Below are 17,327 nucleotides of genomic sequence, written 5' to 3' on the forward strand. Positions count from 1 at the left end.
ATATAGCGCCGGAAAACAGGAAAGGCAAGCCCTTCTCGGATAAAAGGCTTGCCTTGACAAATTTCGATAGAATATCTGGCGTTGAGAGGCTTTCAAGCCTATCGGTTCAACTACTTGCCGCCCTGATTGTTGTTGAGTGAATTGCTGATACCTTCGAGTATCTGCTGAGCAACCGTGTTGACCGACTCAAGAGCCTGAACAAGTATATTGCCGATTGGAGTGAGAGTATTGTCAAGAAGGGTACCAACACCTGTAAGGATAGTCGATACATCCCCCTGAATATTTTGAGGGCCACCTTCCTGCTGCTGCTCCTGGGATTTGATTTCTTCAGCCATGTACCGTTGATTTTATAATTATGTATTTACCGTGATAGTAACAATTAAAAGAATGGGATAAAAATAACACAATTATCAAAGCATTCAAAACCAGTGCAGGATTCTCTTTCCCTTTCGACACGACAATAACGACAAGCGATCCGGTTGTCAATGGCCCTTCATCCATAATTTTCTGAACTGCGGCTTCAAAATATTCTCCAGATCGCCATAAGGCAGTTCTATCGTTGTCGAGCCAACCGCATACGGAGCTATCTCATAGTTATTGTAGAAAAAGGAAACCCCTTGGCCGGTCAACGCAAAGTTACCATTGAATTCAATAACGTTATCGAAGAGCATACCTTTCTCCCCGTCAAGCCTGTCAGCAACCGTTAGCCCTTTCATCTCCCGGTACTTGCCATCGATAAATGTATTCAAACGATCTTCAAAACCCTGAACAAAAACATCTTCGAGCCTGAGACGTGTTCCTCCAACCGTATCGAAAACAAAGTATTGCGTATAACTGTTTCCATGCGCTCCGCCAGTGAACGCGTAATAAGAAAGATCCACCGTCAAGAGGCCCGACCGGTTCAGCAGTACAGAACCATCGAGATTGAACTGATAGGGCCAACTGACCGAAAACTCTTTTTGAACCGATTCGTATTCAGCAAAAAATTCATCGGCAAGCTGCTCGAGGGTTACGTTGCCGGAATCATTCGGGGCCGCATTCACTGCCGTACTATCGGCAATCCAATCCAGAAGATAGCGGTTGAAGGTTTCGGCGTGTTCACCATCTGAAAAAACCGGATAGCTGACCCTAAAGGAAGTTTTGTTCTCTCCCGCCGTCCCGTCAGCCAGGTAGACCTTTTCAACCGTTTTCATTTCATAACCAAGGGCTTGAGCATCCTTTTCCATATCTCCATTACATGCGGCAGCGAAAACAAGAAGAAGCCCGATCGAGGCGACATATACGGATGGAGAAAAATTTTTCATAAGTGACCGATGTTTAAAGTGAAAAAAAGCCAACTTTCTCAAACATGAAGTTGGCTTCTACAACCTTACTGCTTCGAATCTTTGAAACGCACTATCGTACCGTCCTCGGTCAGGACACAAACACCGCGATGATAACCTGCGGCGACATTGACCCTGTAATGACCATTTTTCTCGTTATAGGTCGAACTGAGAGGAGTGGCGCTTCCACGGGGAATATTCCAGAACCTTTCCGCTTCCTTCAATGCAACTCTTTTGACCTTACCGGTTGCAGCGTGACGGTTCTTATCCCATTTGTTGCGCTGATTATGGCTTATACGGATATCACGTTCATCGAGACCGGACTTATAGCCCTGCTTGTAAGCCTTGGTATTGTTATAGTTGTTGCGTGCGGAATTATGCAGACCGTCGCGATAGCCACGTTCAAACTCAGCCTTGTCACCTGAATTTTCATACCGTACACCATCGGGATAATGTCCATCATGATGCGACAAAGCAGCTACACCAAGAATAGCGGCCGCTGCTACCGCGGCGACAGCTGCCTTTTCAGTACCTTTCCCCTCCTTGGCGACAACTCGCGACGGATTGATGATCGAGATCGAAAGAATAAAAGCGGCAACGAGATGCACGATTTTTTTCAGCTCCATAGTATAGTCCTCCTGATGATTTGTTGAAAACGGTTCTGACCACACCACAATTCTTAGTGACATCGTTACGGATTCACCAACAGCGTTGATACGGGTTTATGGGGCAGTGACCAATACGGCACCGACATGCTCATGCCCAACGATTCACCCGAACCGATAAAAATTCTAGCCGATATTGCCTTGATACAAAGGAGGGGAAATACGACAGAACAACTGCTTCGATACACTGTCTCCCGCTCTTACTAAAAGTAAAACGCGAGTTTAAAAACGTCGTCAGTATGAAAAAGTATCGCATTTGTTACTAACTGAAAATGAAATGTATAAGTTTCGGGTATCAGGAAACACCGAGAATCAGTAACCGTTCTTTCACTCTGCGTCTCACTGCAGTTTCCTTAAAAGCTCCTCGGCATCCCTGTGAGCAGGAACCCGCTGGAGCTGGTAACGGGCAAAATCTTTCGCTTTTTCGATTTCACCTGTATCGAGGCAGAAATTTGTCAGTGTCCAAAAGTATTCCTGATTCAATGGGTCAGTTTCGATCGCCTAGTTACATTCTCTTGTTAATGAAACAACTATAGCAACTTCTCTAAAAAGAGGTATATGTCGTATATACATGGTAATGCGTATTAAAGGAACGCCATCTTTTTGTTTCTTGAAACCATGCTCCCAGAGCCAAAAGACCCTAAGACAAGTGAAGCCAGACAATAATCTGTTGCGAGCACATTTTTTTCACATAAAGAAGAACTGCCGTGATCAAACAGCCTGCATATGATGCCCTTTATGGCGGTAATCCTCCCCATGGGATTAATCAGCAACCGTTGATTATCAATGTCTGCCTCTCCGGCAACCTTGCGAACAGAAAGATCAATCCGCATGTCCCCGCGAGTATTCAGGAAATCACCGACAGTGCAGCGGCTGTCATTGAAGCGGGAGCAGGCATTCTTCATGTACATGCCTACGATGCTGCAGACGTACCGACATGGCGACCGGAAATCTTCGGACGTATTTTTGAAAACATTCGAGCAGATTATCCGGATGTTGTACTGGTAGCAACGACGAGCGGCCGTATACATAGAGAAATCGAGAAGCGTTCCGCTGTCCTGGAACTGGATGGAAAAGCCAAACCTGACATGGCGTCACTGACTCTGACTTCGATGAACTTTCCGAAACAGGCATCTGTCAATGATCCTGAAGCTGTTCAGAAGCTATGTCTCTGTATGAGAGACCGCAACATCCTGCCTGAACTCGAGGCTTTTGATCTCGGGATGCTGAATTATGCCTTTTATCTGCAACGCAAGGGATTGCTTCCCCAACGCTGCTACATCAATCTGCTTCTTGGCTCTTTAGGAACCGTGCCTGGTCGCGTATTGGACCTGGCCAACCTTGTTCGAGAGATTCCGGAGGATTGGACCTGGGCTGCGGCAGGAATAGGCCGTTATCAGCTGCCGATTAACACTGCGGCAATCACCATGGGAGGAAATGTTCGAATCGGCCTCGAAGACAATCCCTTCTATAACTTCTCCGAACGCGAAACGGCAAGAAACGAAGCGTTGGTCAAACGTATCGTGCGGATTTCCCGGGAACTCGGGCGCACAATCGCAACAGCTCAGGAAACGCGCGAACAGTTACAACTGGGCAACCGTAATAACTGGGAAGCCACGCAGACCAAAATCCGTAAAATGAAACCTGAAGATATGGATGGAGTTATGGCAATACTCTCGAAATGGAATATGGCACCTGTTCAGGCAAGCCCTGATATTCCGGCACCCGAACGTGACCGAATCGATATCGACAACACTTTCGTTGCTGAGCTTCAGGGCCAGCTTGTCGGGGTCTCCAGCTACATACTGCTTGACAAAGTACATGCAGAAACAGCCAGCCTCGCGGTAGAGCCTGATTTTCTGGGTTGCGGAATAGGATCTCAGCTACAGGAAACGCGACTGGCCGAGCTGCGGAAACAAGGCATCCGTCATGTGCGTACAGAATCGGATCGACCAGATGTCATTCATTGGTATATCCATAAATTCGGTTATACAATTACCGGAACAAATCCGAAGAAGCACTCTTTCGGGGACCCCAACAGAGATCATTGGACAGTTTTAGAATTCGACTTGAGTTCCTGATAATGCAAAGTACAATTTCCACTCACGAGCAAGGCTACAGGTATGGACTGCGTCAGCCTGGCAATATTCTGACAATTTTCACACGCTCTATTTCAAGCAATGTCGATTTGGAGACAATAGACGACTGGTTGGCACAAAAGCTGGAAGTAACGATAGAGCCACAACCAGATTATGTTTACAAAATCAATGATGCAGACGCTGAAAAGATCGGAGCCCTCGTGTGGAGAGTTCTCCTCCTCGGCCGGTATTTGCAGCAGATTGCCGGTATTCCTGTTTTTGACCCGGGGCTTGTTCTCGACGTCAGGAAACATGATAAAGACCCTTCACAATGGCAGTCAAAAATGGTTGTTCCCATGCTGGATGGCATTCCTTTCAAGGGCATCGACCATACCTACAGTTCCGCCTTGAAGCTGATGATGCTGTTACAAAATCAGGGCAACCTATCGGAAACACCAATAACCATCTATAGCGTCATTCAAAAAAAAATCCTTCCCCCGTTGCGCTCAATGATAACCGCGGGGATTTCAACCATCCCTATTCTTCAGGCAGCATATCGATGTCGCGTTCCCTTTCGCCATGTCGGGTCTGGGATATACCAGCTTGGCTGGGGCAGGAAAAGCCGTTTGATTGACAGAAGTTCGGTTGACTCGGATTCCGTTATCGGTGTAAAATTGACAACCAACAAAATCCTTGCCGCAGGACTTATACGAACGGCAGGGTTACCCGCCCCAGAACACATACCGGTAAACAGCAGAGAACAGGCAGCTTTGGCGGCAGATACGCTTGGTTGGCCGCTTGTTGTCAAGCCTGCAGATAAAGAACGTGGAGAAGGTGTCACCGTCTCCATCACGGACAAGGAAAAACTGAGTGCCGCATATAAGAACGCAGCATCTTTTTCCAAGCAGATCCTCGTAGAACGTGAAGTGCCCGGCATATGCTACAGACTGCTCATTGCAAACAGCAAGATGCTTTATGCGATACGCAGAGGGCCCCGATCGGTCGAAGGAGACGGAACGCATACCGTTTCCGAGTTGGTTGATTCTGCAAACCGCATGAATAAAGCAAAACCCTCCTGGCTTCAAAAAAAACACTGTCCGTTGGACAAGCAGGCCCAGGAAGCCATGTCACAGGCAGGATTTTCTCCGGATTCAGTACCCGGTAAAGGGATACGGGTACCCCTTCGCAAGATCGAGTCGACGGCCTGGGGTGGGCACATCGAAGATGTCGGTGAAATTGTGCATCCCGATAATCGGGAAATTGCCGAAAGAGCTGCGCGGCTTTTCGGATTATGCAATGCCGGCGTCGATATCATCTCCAGCGACATATCCCGGCCGTGGCACGACAATGGAGCGATAATCAATGAAGTCAATTACGCCCCTTATTTTGGCGGCAATGATATTGCAAGGTCCTTGATCCCGGTTTACCTCGAAAAACTGATGAACGGCACTGGACGAATTCCGGTTGAAATCGTTGTCGGCTCGGATAAGGCTGCCGACGAGGGGCGGTTGCGGCAAGAGTCGTTTGTCCGGAAAAACGTTGACTGTTACCTGACAAGTCACAACCTAACGGTAACTCCTTCCGGAGAGCACATAACGTTCCCGTTCGAAAGCCTTTTCAACAGAGCCTCGGCACTATTGAAAAACAAGGGTGTTGAAGCCTTGGTTCTGGTCGTTCAAACCGATGAATTTCTGAAAACAGGCTTACCCGTCGATCATTTCGATCGGCTGATCCACGTCGACAATGACCTCATCAACTGGAATGATTCCGACAGAAAGATCGGTCCGAATGTACAACAAGAATTGCTCGAGCAGCTGCAATTTTTCGAGCGAAAAATCAACAAAAGCTAAGCAAATCGGGTACTCGTGATCCCCTGCCGAAATACTGATTGACAGTCGAGCCACCGTTTGAAGAAAGGAGCGTATCGTAGATCGAGGACGGTGTTCCTGCCATACATATGTTTGCTTTTCGAACCTTATATGGAAAAAAATGAACGAATAACCACTCTTTTTAACCGAATAAACAATACCTCCTGTTTATTCAATTACCATCTACCATTCAGCGGGGTTATATGAGATATAACTCGATAATAAAAAAGGAGACACGTTATGTCATCTATCGAAAGAAAAGGGCTATGGCTATCCTTAGGAGTTTTCCTGCTGATAACATTCTTCAATTTGACGGTGTCTGCCGAGGAGAGTACATCGGTTTGGAAACGGAAAAATCTTGGTGGTGATTGGGGGGGAATACGCACCACACTCGAAGAGAACGGTGTCCGTTTTTACCTCTCGCAAACCGGTTTCTATCAGGGATCGTTCGAAGGTGACGGAGATGATGACTGGCGTTTCGGTGCGCGTGCGGATCTTCTCCTCGATGTCGATACGGGTAAACTCGGCCTCTGGGATGGCGGAGGAATACATTCTCATCTCGAATACCGCGGTGATTCACCCGTGGCTTTTCGCGGCGGAGCCCTTTGGCCAGTCAATACTGGCGCCATCTTCCCGATAGGAGCCGCACACGAGTTCGTAGCAAGTTCAATGTATCTGAGTCAGCGAACAGGTGAGGCATCTAACGTGATGATCGGCAAGATCAATGCACTGGATCTCCTCTCCGGTCACCCATTCTTCGGTGGCTCTGGCACAGACCGGTTCTGGAATATAGCTTTTGCAGCCCCTCCGAGTGGAGTTGTTCCACCAGTGATCATCGGTGGCATTCTGTCACACTCTGCCGCTCCATACTCCTTCACCATCATGATTTTTGATCCGAATGATCAAACAACTAACTATTCACTCGACAACCTATTGTCAGACGGGGTCAATGTTTCCTTTGGCATCAACCGTTCAGGCTCTGTTGCCGGACGTCAATCAAGTATTGGATTTACAGCAACATACAGCAGTGCAGACGGAATCGATTACTCCAAACTCGGCCTTCCTTCGGGCAGCGGCACCACGACAAAAAAAGGATCGTATAATATCGCCGTTGAATTGTCACACCTTTTGAAAGAAAACGCACAAAAACCAGGAAAAGGTATCGGCCTGTATCTCAAGGGAGCAATTGCCGACGGCAACCCCAATCCTGTGCAATGCAGCATTATCGGTGGCATTGGAGGAATCGGTCTTTTCCCTGACCGTATTGAAGATTCATTCGGCATCGGTTATTACTACTATAACTTCAGCGATAAACTTCAGAACGTCATTAGCCCGCTTGTAAATTTCGATGACGAACAAGGCATCGAAGTATTCTACAATTTCGCTGCCACGCCATGGTTTCACATCGCGTTTGATCTTCAGTATATCGATCCGGCCAGCGGAGACAATCAAAATGCACTTGTCGGGGGACTCAGAACCAAAATTGTCTTTTAATAGATCCTGGCTAATGGCAAGAAAGCCCATTAAGAGCTTTTGCCAGACAACAAAACCGGCATCTCTATAATGTTTAAAGGAGCTGGTTTTTTTTCGGACTCATTATGAACCGAATTTTACAATCATGTCCCTTATTATTGACTTACTTCACTGAAATCTCACGAACCACATGCTCCCTGCCGGTATCATCATCGATGATCTGCTGCTTGACGTTTTCGAAATCGATCTTTGGAAGATCTATCATTCGTACCTGGCGATTATTCATCGTATGGTAATAATACCGTCTATTACCGAGATCCGATACAGAGGTTATCTGTGTGGCACTCTCGATATCCTTTGGAATCTGCTTTCGAGGCACAACAGCTCCCAACGGGATGTTGAAGCTATCCAGAATCCGGAAAGACTCGAATACGGCATCGGTCGCATTCGACAGGGGACGAACAGAAGCCGTGAGTGCAGCCGCCCGAATGAAGCGTGAGGGTGGTGTGAAATCTCCCGGCATACCGACCATTCCCGATCCTGCCCCTAATGGCCCGAGCAGGAAATTCTCGATGTTCAAAGGCTCACTGGGCTTCGGCGTTAACTTGATGTAGTTTCGCAGGTTGGTGAGATGCCAGTCATACGTCGGAGAATTCGTTATAACACCAAGAAAAGAGTCGTACACCTTTAACTTGCCGCCATCGACGAACTCAACAACGATGCTCTCCCCACCAGGATCAGCGACCTTCCAGTGGAACGGCAGCGCCGCGCCTCCGAATCGTGGATCATCGACGTTCACGACAGCGACCGTGCCGAGGTTTCTGCGCACCTCGTCGACCGTCTGAAACGATGACAGCATCCATTGCATGAAGTCCCCGACACTCATTGCGTTGGCAGCCTGTTTCGGATCATATTTCATGTAGCTCGCATAACCCGGCAGGTAGTACATACCAACGTACAACCCCTTCTCATTCATCCCGTCAGGCCCGTAAGATTGATCATATGCCGTCATGGAAACAAAGCCGAAACGACCTTTCCAGCGCTTGCCATTCGATCCGTCTGGCGTGGATGCTGTGAATGTCTTATTACGAGGAAAGATGGCAATCTTGTTATGCTGGGCGTCGCTTAGCGCCCACTCCACGGTTCGGGCAACCACAACGGATCCATCCTTGCTTTTCAGCGAAATGCCGGTGCATGCATTGGCATGATCGTGAAAACCAAACAGCAGACAGAACCCGACGATTGCAGATATCCAGAAATTTCTGTTTTGCATGGTTTCTTCTTTGTTAGTTGCAGACTCAGGAAAGACGCGGTTTGCTTGAAGCAAACGCACAGTACTTTTAAAATACAACACGCAAGCAATAAAAAACACTGGAACAGGGAACATTCTATATAGAACTCTGCAAAAACGACTGCCAATTATCACACAATACTATCAGTAAAATGCTTATGAAAGCATGATAACTCCTCCTGCCGTCAAGCCGAATCTCCACCATCGACCACCAACATCTGCCCTGTAATCCATGAAGCTGCATCGGAAGCCAAAAAAAACACCGCTTCCGCAATATCTTCGGGTTGGCCGAGCCTTTTTGAAGGAAGTGCTTTCCTAATCCTTTCACGCTCACGTACCGGATCGTCACATCGGCTCAGATACTCTTCGAACATTTCCGTTTCCACAGCGCCCGGAGAGACACAGTTAACCCGAATCGAAGGCCCATGATCCCTGGCCATAGCACGAGTCAACGAAACGATCGCTCCTTTAGTTGCCGCATAGGCAGCGTTGTTATTGGCGCCTGAAAAAGCGAGGATCGAGCTGATGTTTATTATCGAACCCTCATACAAATACCCCATCACTATCTTTGTCACCCTGAAAATGGCTGTCAAATTCGTATCGAGCAGCTTTTGCCAAACTGCTTCGGAAGTACCGGTTAAACTCGATGGTGACGGATTGATTCCGGCGTTGTTGACCAATATATCGACACTCGTTTTGACAAGTCCTTCCTCCAGCGCAGTTGTAACCTGCCGGACATCGGTCAGGTCACAACACACTCCTCTCATGTTAGGCAGGTCGAGCCCGATGGACGTAACACCGGGTTTTCGGTCCAACCCCAGCACATGAGCCCCGGCTTTGGCGAAACGGGTTGCTGTTGCAAGACCGATACCCGATGCCGCCCCTGTGACGATTACTTGTTTATCTTGCATCATTGTTGTCTTACATACCCGTGCACGACGTCTATGAACTGCCGTACAACATTCCGATATACTTTCAGTGAAGGAGCGATATCCCATCTGCCGTCAGAGCATACCAGATCGCTGATGAACAACAGTCCGGCCAAATTCTTTCCACGGCACCCGGACACCGTACAAAGTGCCGACATTTCCATTTCTACAGCCAAAATTTCCTTGGCAACCAATCCCTTGATAAATTCGCCGGTTTCCCGGTAGAGCGCATCAGTCGTTGCGACTGCACCCTGATGAAAATGAATACCGAGATTTTCAAGAGCGGACCGTAAACGTTCCACCGACAGTGAAGCAGGCGAGGAATGGTCATCCTTCCCGTAATGGGGTGATGTCCCTTCAAAAATCCAGGCACATGTCGCGAGCAATAAATCACCGAGTTGCAGATCCGGCTCCCCCTTCGCCGTCGGGTGCCCTGCCGGCCCGATGACAAGGAAATCTTCACAACCAAGAGCAATAAGTTCTTCCAACTGAACGGCAGCCATAGGAGCGCCGTGCATCCCTCGAGCCATGGCAAAAGCCTGCCCCTCGTCGGGAGTAAAAAAAAACAACTGCATCGGATTGGTCAGCCCCAATCTCATTGATCGATGAGCATGAAGCTTTTTCATTTGTTCGAGAACGTCAGGAACATAACTGATAACACAATGCCGAGGCATAATAGGGAGTTTTAGCTCTTTTCCACGAGACAGAACGAAATCTATATATCGTCGTGCCGATGTGATGCTGTAATCTGTAACTGACATAGAGGTCAAACGTTTGGTATAGTTATGCGCTCTTTGCAGCCAAAATGCTCTTTGAGAATAACCGGTATTGTAGCTTCGAGGTCAGCAATAAAAAGTCTGCGCTTTGCTGTTGGGCTTTTTGACTGAGCAAGACGAAGCATATACAGTGCTGAGTCAACAGGCGGATTCTGACGTTTCAGTAAAATCATGGCCATCTGTTCAAGCGCTTTTGCCTGGCTTTCCGGCTCTTTTGCCTGAGGAAACCAAGATTCTAGCGGGAGCGCGGAAAAGAAGGTATAAGCCTGTTTATCGTTGAGCAGTCGCTTCGCTGCACGGTTTTTCGGGTTAGTTATCTGATTGCTATGTTTACGATAAATCGCAACCTGTCTTGCAACATGTTCGATTTCATATTTTCGTACCAACCTGGACCAGAGCTCACGATCTTCGAGACCGTCAAAACTGCTGTCAAACCCGCCGATATCTTGAATAACGCTACGTTCCGCGAGTGAAGCAGAAGGTGCGACGGGATTGCCACCCGGTAGAATGAACTGGAAAAACAGGCCAGGCCTCGGCTTTGGAGGTTGAACCCGTGTAGGCTGGAAGCGATCTTCGTCTTGAAAGTATTTAATAAAATTGGCATAGACGAGTTTAACCGGATCAGCCGCAGATTGCAGAGCATTAACCAAACATTCAAGCCCTTCGGGAAGATAGCGATCATCCGAGTCCAGCAACGCCAGATATTTTCCTCGTGCACGGGTGATACCATGATTGCGTGCGGCGCTGATGCCCCCATGAGGTTCATAATAATAACGGATGCGTGCATCACGTTTACAGTACATCTCTGAAATCCGGCGGCTGTCATCGGTATCAGAGCCGTCATCGATAATAAGGAGTTCCCAGTTGTGAAATGTTTGCGCAAGAACACTCTCGATTGTCTCAGCGAGATAATCAGCCCGGTTATAGACTGGAGTGATAATCGAGACCAACGGCGTCTGTTCGGCACTATCTGTATTCATGGTGGTCATGGTTGAAGCTCCGCAAACGGATTGGCAGTGGGATGCCACATCTGACCGTAACGATCCGGACACTTTGCGCAAAGAGGTTCGCAATCCGCTTCGACACGGGCACGGAAATGATGGTAAGCAGGACTGCTCCAGATCTTCTCGAAGTCCGTTTCGAACAAGTTGCCGAAATGTAGTACATCAGGATCAGGCTGCAAGCAGCAAGGCGAAACAAAACCGTCCCAGGTGACGTTGCAGCCATGCAATGGCCATCGGCAACGCCATGAATAATCAGGAACATCCATTGCCGGAGGCAGAAAGCGAATACCAAGCCTTGAAGCAAGAACTTGTGCTGATTGCGTCGCCTCATTGTAGTATGTATAATCACTATCACCGTAACTTTCCTTGACAGGATCGTCGGTTGGAAGAAAGCTTCCGTTGAGGTTCTGCAGGTAAACTTCATCAAGACCAAGCTCAGCTGCAAGCGTGATTATAGAGCAGAGACTCTCGATAGCAGACGGCACCGCAACCAGCGCAAATGTAAGACCGACATCCTCGTAGCCACCGCTGTGCCGTAGTTCGGCAAGGGCAGAAATGTTAGCAAGAACTTTTTCCATGGATACTCCAGGACGAAGACGGCTGAAATCTGCTGCTTCAAGTGTATCGACAGATAGGTTGATACGATTCACTCCGGAATCGAGCAGTGCCTTAGCCTTTTTTTTGCTTAACATCGAGGCGTTGGTAGTTGTACCGACACGTGCCCCGCGTAAACGACTTCGACGGATCATCGCTGGCAGATCCTTGTTCAGTAGAGGTTCACCGACACCCTGTAAATGGATGTAAGGCACTTCCGGCAGATAGCTCAGAACTTCCTGAAACCGTTCCAGATCCATATCACCCTCCGGTCTGGACCAGTGTGCCCGTCGACAATAGCCGCACGTGAAATTGCAACGATTGGTCGGCTCGATCTGAACCCGTCGCAATACCGGCCGACCGTTGACAGACGCCTGTAGAGTTTCGCGCTCAATCATTGCATTCTTCACTTAGAATCTCGACGGAAGCTTCGATCATAGAATCACGGGATTCGAAAACGCGCACGTTTTCCCTGCTGAACATCTGCAGGGCGCTTGACTCGAGAGGATGGTCTTTGACAAGCCATATCTCACCATCGAGCTGACTACTCAACAGTTCCATTTCCTTTGGCGTCTTCTCCCATTCATCAGGCCAAGAGCTAATTACTATCTTTTCTATAAATGGCAGCGCATGCCCATTGGCTGCAATCGCCTCGAGCTCGCCGGCAAGAAGCAACCCGGCAACTGATGGATTGATAAGGAGCGTACGTGCTTCTGCAATAGAATTCTTACCACCGTCACCGATGCGCTCCCTACCAATGAATATGCCGTCTTTTGAAACACACCCCAGACCTGACAGATCACGCCCGTTGTATTCCCGCACTTCCTTGACAACATCTCCACGATCGGCTCCTAAAACCAACATTGAAGGAATTCTGCCTCTTCTCTTGACGTAGCTGCCGAGCAATTGCCCGTGAAGGTGAGTAAGGATGGTTCCCATCTGTGGCTGGGCATTCACCTCGATAATGACGGCATCGGATTCCTGCCAGGACTTTTCGATGTCATCCGTGATGAAATCGACCGCCGCTATATCCAGACGGAGCAGTGCCGCCGCCCTCTTGACCAAAGAGAGATAAGAAGGGTGAATATCATCTTTTTCAAGAAGGATTGCATCCCCTCCGGTACTCACATTGGCGGCCTTTTTCAGGGCGACGAATTGCCCCTTCTGTGGGACTGAATCGAGACGAAGCCCATCCTGTTGCAACAACAAGCGCGCCTCCTCGTCCACTGTAATCGGCTTCATGATCGAAAAACGACTGGAGGAGCGTCTTGGATCGGTATTTGTCTTTTCAATAAGCTCATTCACCGTTGCAATACCGTCGCCAGTAACTCCTGCAGGCAGGCGCTTCACGATAGCGACACTTTCTCCCCGAAATAGTGTTATACGAAATGCATGACCTTTATGATGACGCTCCAGCATGATACTCGTCGATAACTTGCTTGCCTGCTTGAATGCCGCGTAAACCTCGTTTTCGGTCCTCAAGTCGGCATGTACCCCCTTACCCTGGTCAAGGTCAGCCGGTTTTACCACCACAGGAAAGCCAATCCTGTCGGCCAACGAGGCAGCTTCAGTCATGCTTTTCACACGGTTTCCCTCCGGAACAGGAATACCCGCGCTTTTCAATGTCGAAGTGGTCAACAGCTTGTTTTTCGCATACTTCACCGCAATGAATGGTGTCTCATCGGTGATACTGCTGTTGAACCATCGGCCTCTCTTACCCCAACCATATTGAAAAACACCTCCGGGTAAAGCGATAACAGGTATGCCGAGAGTATCCGCTGCACGAATAAAACGGATATTGTTCGATCCACCGGGAGCGAGAATATTGAGCCTTTGAAAAAGCTGATCAAGCTTTTTACTCTGCTTTGCTGACAGTTCACTCTGTTCTGGCCGCAAATTATTAACTACCGACAGGAGCCACTCGAGAACAAGTTTAGCGGCGAGGGGCACAAGCGATGGAAAAAGCACGGTAACGACTACCTCAGGTGAACCGACTGCCTTGCTACCGTCTTGAGTGCAACTGATAACCTTTGCTGAATTCAATACCGGTATCCCGGCAGATTCCTGCAGCCCGCCGACGGCATTCCCTATCGTTTCAGCCAATGTATTGCTGTCACTCTCCTGCTTTTCCTCGATCTCCGACAGATGCTCAGGTGGAATATAAGGCTCGAGTAGCCGAGCAAGTTGCCGGTTTATTCCTGTAGTTTTTTGAGAATTTGAAAGTAGAAGCCTTGCTGAGAGTGACGGTTGAGTCATCCCATGCATATAACCAGCTATGACGTCTATAGAATCACATGCTATGAAAGAAAAATTGCTCATCGTCAAAGCTTGTAGGCGTTGTTTTGTAAACAGATTTGATTTCCTGCCTATCCTTCCCCGCAGATATGCCAACTCAATGGGCATACCGACTTACCCTGAAATGGTCTGGCCCTAACCTCAACTGTACAGCTTTTTCGTTCCGCAGGAGATTATAAATTATAAATATAAATAATCGTCGATGGTATATGTCATTTATAGGACATCAAAACTTACATCTGTGTTTATTGTCGGCTTTATGCTTGATCACACCACCTACCTTGCTTCTTTACTCTTTCCATAACACCTGACATGTTTTCACCTGATTTCATTCATTTTCGCAAATATCGGGTTTATATATCAACCCTGTCAATAGAAACGCTACATGCAACAGAAGCAACTGTAACGTACTTTACAATGAAGGTTTTGAACCGGAGGAGGAATAACAAAATAACTGATGAAATATTTTGCAACTTAATGAATGACATATAATTCACTAAACGCATTTAACAAAGATAACAAATGATAAATCACGCAAAAAATTTGACATCCTGTCTAACCAAAAGTATATTTGAATGGTAATTCATTCATTGATCTGCAAATAACGGCATTATGACCGATAAATCACTCTCAAATTGGGTAGCATTGAGTGACAAGATGCTTGTTGGGCAAATAGGGGCTTTTGTGCGACACCACCGCCTGGAACAGAACAAAACCCAGAATACACTTGCTCGTGAGGCCGGTATCAGCCGATCGACGTTGAGCTTGCTGGAAAGGGGCGAAACTGTCACCCTCGCGACTTTAATCCAGGTACTCAGGGTACTGGACCAGCTGCAGGTAATGGATGCCTTTGTCGTGGAACAGAGCATCAGCCCTTTGATGATGGCCAAAATACAGAAAGAAAAAAGGCAACGGGCCAGAGGAAAACAGGGCGGCGATACAACAAAACATGATTGGTAAGCAATGGATGTAGCGGAAGTCAGGATATGGGGAGAGATGGCCGGAGCTGTGGCATGGGACGATGCCGCAGGACTGGCTACATTTGAATATGATCCCCTATTTACAGCAAAAGGGTGGGATCTGGCCCCACTGCAAATGCCCATATCCGCTACGACAAAAACGTTTGTCTTTCCAAAGCTGCGTAAAAAAGCCGAACCTGAACTGGACAGCTTCAAAGGATTGCCAGGATTATTAGCAGACGTTCTGCCTGACCGGTATGGCAGTGAGTTGATCAACCTGTGGTTGGCCCGGCAAGGTCGCCCACAGAACAGCATGAATCCGGTGGAGATGCTCTGCTTTATCGGTACACGGGGAATGGGTGCATTGGAGTTCGAACCACCTGTTTGGAAAGCGAGAAAAAGAACCTTTTCCGTTGAGATCGAAGCGCTGGTGGATGTTGCAAAAAACATGCTTTCCAAAAAAGAAGCTTTTGCTACCAACCTGGATGCGGATGCTAATAAGGCAGTATCGGAACTTCTTCGGATCGGAACTTCAGCTGGCGGCGCAAGGCCGAAGGCCGTGATTGCTTACAACGAAAAAACAGGAGAAGTACGATCCGGCCAGACAAATGCCCCCAAAGGGTTCGAACATTGGCTTTTAAAGCTGGACGGAGTAAGTGATGTGCAACTGGGAACCTCTCACGGATACGGCAGGGTTGAAATGGCATACTATAATATGGCCCTGGCCTGTGGTATAATCATGATGCCATCCCGATTGCTGGAAGAAAACGAAAGAGCACACTTTATGACCAAGCGCTTCGACCGGGAAGGCGGATCAAAGAAGCATCACATTCAGACATTCAGTGCACTAAAGCATTTCGACTACAACTCGGTCATGAGTTTCAGCTATGAACAACTTTTTCAAACCATGCGCGAACTGAAACTACCATATCCCGACGCAGAGCAGATGTTCAGGAGAATGGTGTTCAATGTGGCGGCCCGAAACTGCGATGACCACACCAAAAACTTTTCGTTCCGGTTGAAGCAAAACGCCAGATGGGAACTGGCACCAGCTTATGATGTTTGCCATGCCTATCAGCCCAATCACCGTTGGGTCAGTCAGCATGCTTTGAGCATCAACGGAAAACGGACGAACATCGCGAAAAAAGACCTGTTAACCATCGCAAAATCCATAAATGTCAAAACAGCTGTAGAAATCATTGACGAAATCAATGCAGCGGTAGCACAATGGAAAAAATATGCCGATGAGGTAGCGGTTCCGTCCAGCTTACGGGACCAGATCACCAAAACCCTTATTCATGTGAGATAATGCATTCAGGGTTCCCCTACCGATCATCGCGATTCTTACGATCAGATTTTTGGTTTACGGATAGACGGTCAAAAAAGCCATGAATATAGCCTGTTTCACCCCCTCTTTATACCCTTCATAGTTCTCTGCAACATCAAAACATTTAACAGCGTTAACCTCAACAAAAAAAACAGTGAAATATCACAGTATAATTTGCCCATCACGAATTTAACATGTAATTTTTCAGAACAATAAGCCACTCCATCTTTTAGGTTAAGGTAAAATTCCCGAATTCCGACCGCCTGCATGAGAGGCTTTATGGTTCCAAACTCCATAATCATCAGCTGCATCAACCCTTATAAAAGGCCTATCATGAATGCTCATGGATTTTTTTCAAAGCTGTTTGACTTCACCTTCAAAGAGTTTATTACCCTACAGATTGTCAAGTACTTGTATATCATCGGTCTGGTCTTTGCGGGCATATCAGCTTTGGGTTTTGCCGGTGCAGGAATCTCGAATCTCCGATATGATGTTATAGCAGGGCTTGTCAAGATAGTACTGTCCCCTTTTGCATTTGTTCTCACGGCAATACTTATCCGCCTTGTTCTCGAAGCACTGGTTGCGACATTTCGTATAGCCGAGAACACGACAAAAATTGTTGAAAACCAGGAGAATAAAGGGCTCTGATAGAATATTGTTCAATAAAGCTTTGCCTCAGGAAAGTCCGGCACATAAATAAGGTGCCGCCCAAATATCCATAAACTTCATTTTACAGTTGCTTTCGA

At 47.6% G+C, this 17,327-nt stretch carries 16 protein-coding genes; 6 read left to right on the forward strand and 10 right to left on the reverse strand.

Translation table 11 applies throughout. From position 1 onward, the window contains the following. Positions 1-110 precede the first annotated feature (110 nt). The 4 genes from QZ209_RS09090 to QZ209_RS09105 form a co-directional block, all read right to left on the reverse strand. Positions 111-335 carry a hypothetical protein gene (locus QZ209_RS09090; RefSeq protein ID WP_294347149.1) on the reverse strand — a complete coding sequence of 75 codons (225 nt, stop codon included), beginning with the start codon at positions 333-335 and terminating at the stop codon, positions 111-113. Between the two features lie 147 nt (positions 336-482). Next, positions 483-1,304, reverse strand: coding sequence for a DUF3298 and DUF4163 domain-containing protein (locus QZ209_RS09095; protein ID WP_294347151.1), 822 nt, complete (start codon positions 1,302-1,304; stop codon positions 483-485). Positions 1,305-1,369: 65 nt separating this feature from the next. Continuing rightward, complete coding sequence (locus tag QZ209_RS09100) at positions 1,370-1,948, reverse strand: hypothetical protein (RefSeq protein ID WP_294347153.1); 579 nt, start codon at positions 1,946-1,948, stop codon at positions 1,370-1,372. A 378-nt stretch (positions 1,949-2,326) separates the two neighbouring features. Continuing rightward, a complete protein-coding gene (locus QZ209_RS09105; protein WP_294347154.1) occupies positions 2,327-2,470 on the reverse strand; it encodes a hypothetical protein in 144 nt (47 codons plus the stop codon). Positions 2,471-2,694: 224 nt separating this feature from the next. Between QZ209_RS09105 and QZ209_RS09110 the strand changes: the two genes are divergently transcribed. The 3 genes from QZ209_RS09110 (at position 2,695) to QZ209_RS09120 (ending at position 7,427) form a co-directional block, all read left to right on the forward strand. After that, positions 2,695-4,068, forward strand: coding sequence for a GNAT family N-acetyltransferase (locus QZ209_RS09110; protein ID WP_294347156.1), 1,374 nt, complete (start codon positions 2,695-2,697; stop codon positions 4,066-4,068). Positions 4,069-4,070: 2 nt separating this feature from the next. Beyond that, complete coding sequence (locus QZ209_RS09115; protein ID WP_294347157.1) at positions 4,071-5,915, forward strand: hypothetical protein; 1,845 nt, start codon at positions 4,071-4,073, stop codon at positions 5,913-5,915. Between the two features lie 258 nt (positions 5,916-6,173). Beyond that, the gene (locus QZ209_RS09120; RefSeq protein WP_294347159.1) at positions 6,174-7,427 is read left to right on the forward strand and encodes a carbohydrate porin; all 1,254 of its coding nucleotides are present in this window, start codon (positions 6,174-6,176) and stop codon (positions 7,425-7,427) included. Positions 7,428-7,569: 142 nt separating this feature from the next. Here QZ209_RS09120 and QZ209_RS09125 read toward each other — a convergent pair whose 3' ends face one another. From QZ209_RS09125 to QZ209_RS09150, 6 genes are all read right to left on the reverse strand, one after another. After that, a complete protein-coding gene (locus tag QZ209_RS09125; protein WP_294347161.1) occupies positions 7,570-8,679 on the reverse strand; it encodes a choloylglycine hydrolase family protein in 1,110 nt (369 codons plus the stop codon). 203 nt (positions 8,680-8,882) lie between these two features. Next, a complete protein-coding gene (locus QZ209_RS09130) occupies positions 8,883-9,611 on the reverse strand; it encodes an SDR family oxidoreductase (protein ID WP_294347164.1) in 729 nt (242 codons plus the stop codon). Further along, on the reverse strand, positions 9,608-10,387 hold the full coding sequence (locus tag QZ209_RS09135) for a hypothetical protein (protein WP_294347166.1): 780 nt from the start codon (positions 10,385-10,387) through the stop codon (positions 9,608-9,610). Before QZ209_RS09135 ends, QZ209_RS09130 begins: the two co-directional genes overlap by 4 nt. Before the next feature lie 5 nt (positions 10,388-10,392). Next, positions 10,393-11,382, reverse strand: coding sequence for a glycosyltransferase (locus QZ209_RS09140; RefSeq protein WP_294347168.1), 990 nt, complete (start codon positions 11,380-11,382; stop codon positions 10,393-10,395). Positions 11,383-11,387: 5 nt separating this feature from the next. Beyond that, positions 11,388-12,398, reverse strand: a complete 1,011-nt coding sequence (locus QZ209_RS09145; protein ID WP_294347170.1) for a radical SAM protein — start codon at positions 12,396-12,398, stop codon at positions 11,388-11,390. After that, positions 12,391-14,319: an acetate--CoA ligase family protein gene (locus tag QZ209_RS09150; RefSeq protein WP_294347171.1), complete on the reverse strand. Its 1,929-nt coding sequence runs from the start codon at positions 14,317-14,319 to the stop codon at positions 12,391-12,393. The genes QZ209_RS09145 and QZ209_RS09150 overlap by 8 nt, the downstream gene beginning before the upstream one ends. Before the next feature lie 588 nt (positions 14,320-14,907). Here QZ209_RS09150 and QZ209_RS09155 point away from each other — a divergent pair. The 3 genes from QZ209_RS09155 to QZ209_RS09165 all read left to right on the forward strand — a co-directional run bounded on the left by QZ209_RS09155 (position 14,908) and on the right by QZ209_RS09165 (position 17,229). Continuing rightward, complete coding sequence (locus QZ209_RS09155) at positions 14,908-15,255, forward strand: helix-turn-helix transcriptional regulator (RefSeq protein ID WP_294347172.1); 348 nt, start codon at positions 14,908-14,910, stop codon at positions 15,253-15,255. 3 nt (positions 15,256-15,258) lie between these two features. After that, positions 15,259-16,563, forward strand: a complete 1,305-nt coding sequence (locus QZ209_RS09160) for a type II toxin-antitoxin system HipA family toxin (protein WP_294347173.1) — start codon at positions 15,259-15,261, stop codon at positions 16,561-16,563. Positions 16,564-16,914: 351 nt separating this feature from the next. After that, positions 16,915-17,229 (forward strand): DUF4282 domain-containing protein, encoded by a 315-nt coding sequence (locus QZ209_RS09165; RefSeq protein WP_294347175.1) that lies wholly within the window; start codon positions 16,915-16,917, stop codon positions 17,227-17,229. Positions 17,230-17,327 lie beyond the last annotated feature (98 nt).

It is taken from the genome of Prosthecochloris sp., from assembly GCA_015482705.2.
Classification (GTDB): Bacteria; Bacteroidota; Chlorobiia; order Chlorobiales; family Chlorobiaceae; genus Prosthecochloris.

Coding starts and splice junctions, on each gene's coding strand:
- QZ209_RS09140 (WP_294347168.1), bottom strand. CDS start 11,382: ATGAATACAGATAGTGCCGAACAGACGCCGTTGGTCTCGATTATCACT.
- QZ209_RS09155 (WP_294347172.1), top strand. CDS start 14,908: ATGACCGATAAATCACTCTCAAATTGGGTAGCATTGAGTGACAAGATG.
- QZ209_RS09150 (WP_294347171.1), bottom strand. CDS start 14,319: ATGAGCAATTTTTCTTTCATAGCATGTGATTCTATAGACGTCATAGCT.
- QZ209_RS09130 (WP_294347164.1), bottom strand. CDS start 9,611: ATGATGCAAGATAAACAAGTAATCGTCACAGGGGCGGCATCGGGTATC.
- QZ209_RS09090 (WP_294347149.1), bottom strand. CDS start 335: ATGGCTGAAGAAATCAAATCCCAGGAGCAGCAGCAGGAAGGTGGCCCT.
- QZ209_RS09135 (WP_294347166.1), bottom strand. CDS start 10,387: ATGTCAGTTACAGATTACAGCATCACATCGGCACGACGATATATAGAT.
- QZ209_RS09120 (WP_294347159.1), top strand. CDS start 6,174: ATGTCATCTATCGAAAGAAAAGGGCTATGGCTATCCTTAGGAGTTTTC.
- QZ209_RS09160 (WP_294347173.1), top strand. CDS start 15,259: ATGGATGTAGCGGAAGTCAGGATATGGGGAGAGATGGCCGGAGCTGTG.
- QZ209_RS09165 (WP_294347175.1), top strand. CDS start 16,915: ATGAATGCTCATGGATTTTTTTCAAAGCTGTTTGACTTCACCTTCAAA.
- QZ209_RS09115 (WP_294347157.1), top strand. CDS start 4,071: ATGCAAAGTACAATTTCCACTCACGAGCAAGGCTACAGGTATGGACTG.
- QZ209_RS09125 (WP_294347161.1), bottom strand. CDS start 8,679: ATGCAAAACAGAAATTTCTGGATATCTGCAATCGTCGGGTTCTGTCTG.
- QZ209_RS09100 (WP_294347153.1), bottom strand. CDS start 1,948: ATGGAGCTGAAAAAAATCGTGCATCTCGTTGCCGCTTTTATTCTTTCG.
- QZ209_RS09145 (WP_294347170.1), bottom strand. CDS start 12,398: ATGATTGAGCGCGAAACTCTACAGGCGTCTGTCAACGGTCGGCCGGTA.
- QZ209_RS09095 (WP_294347151.1), bottom strand. CDS start 1,304: ATGAAAAATTTTTCTCCATCCGTATATGTCGCCTCGATCGGGCTTCTT.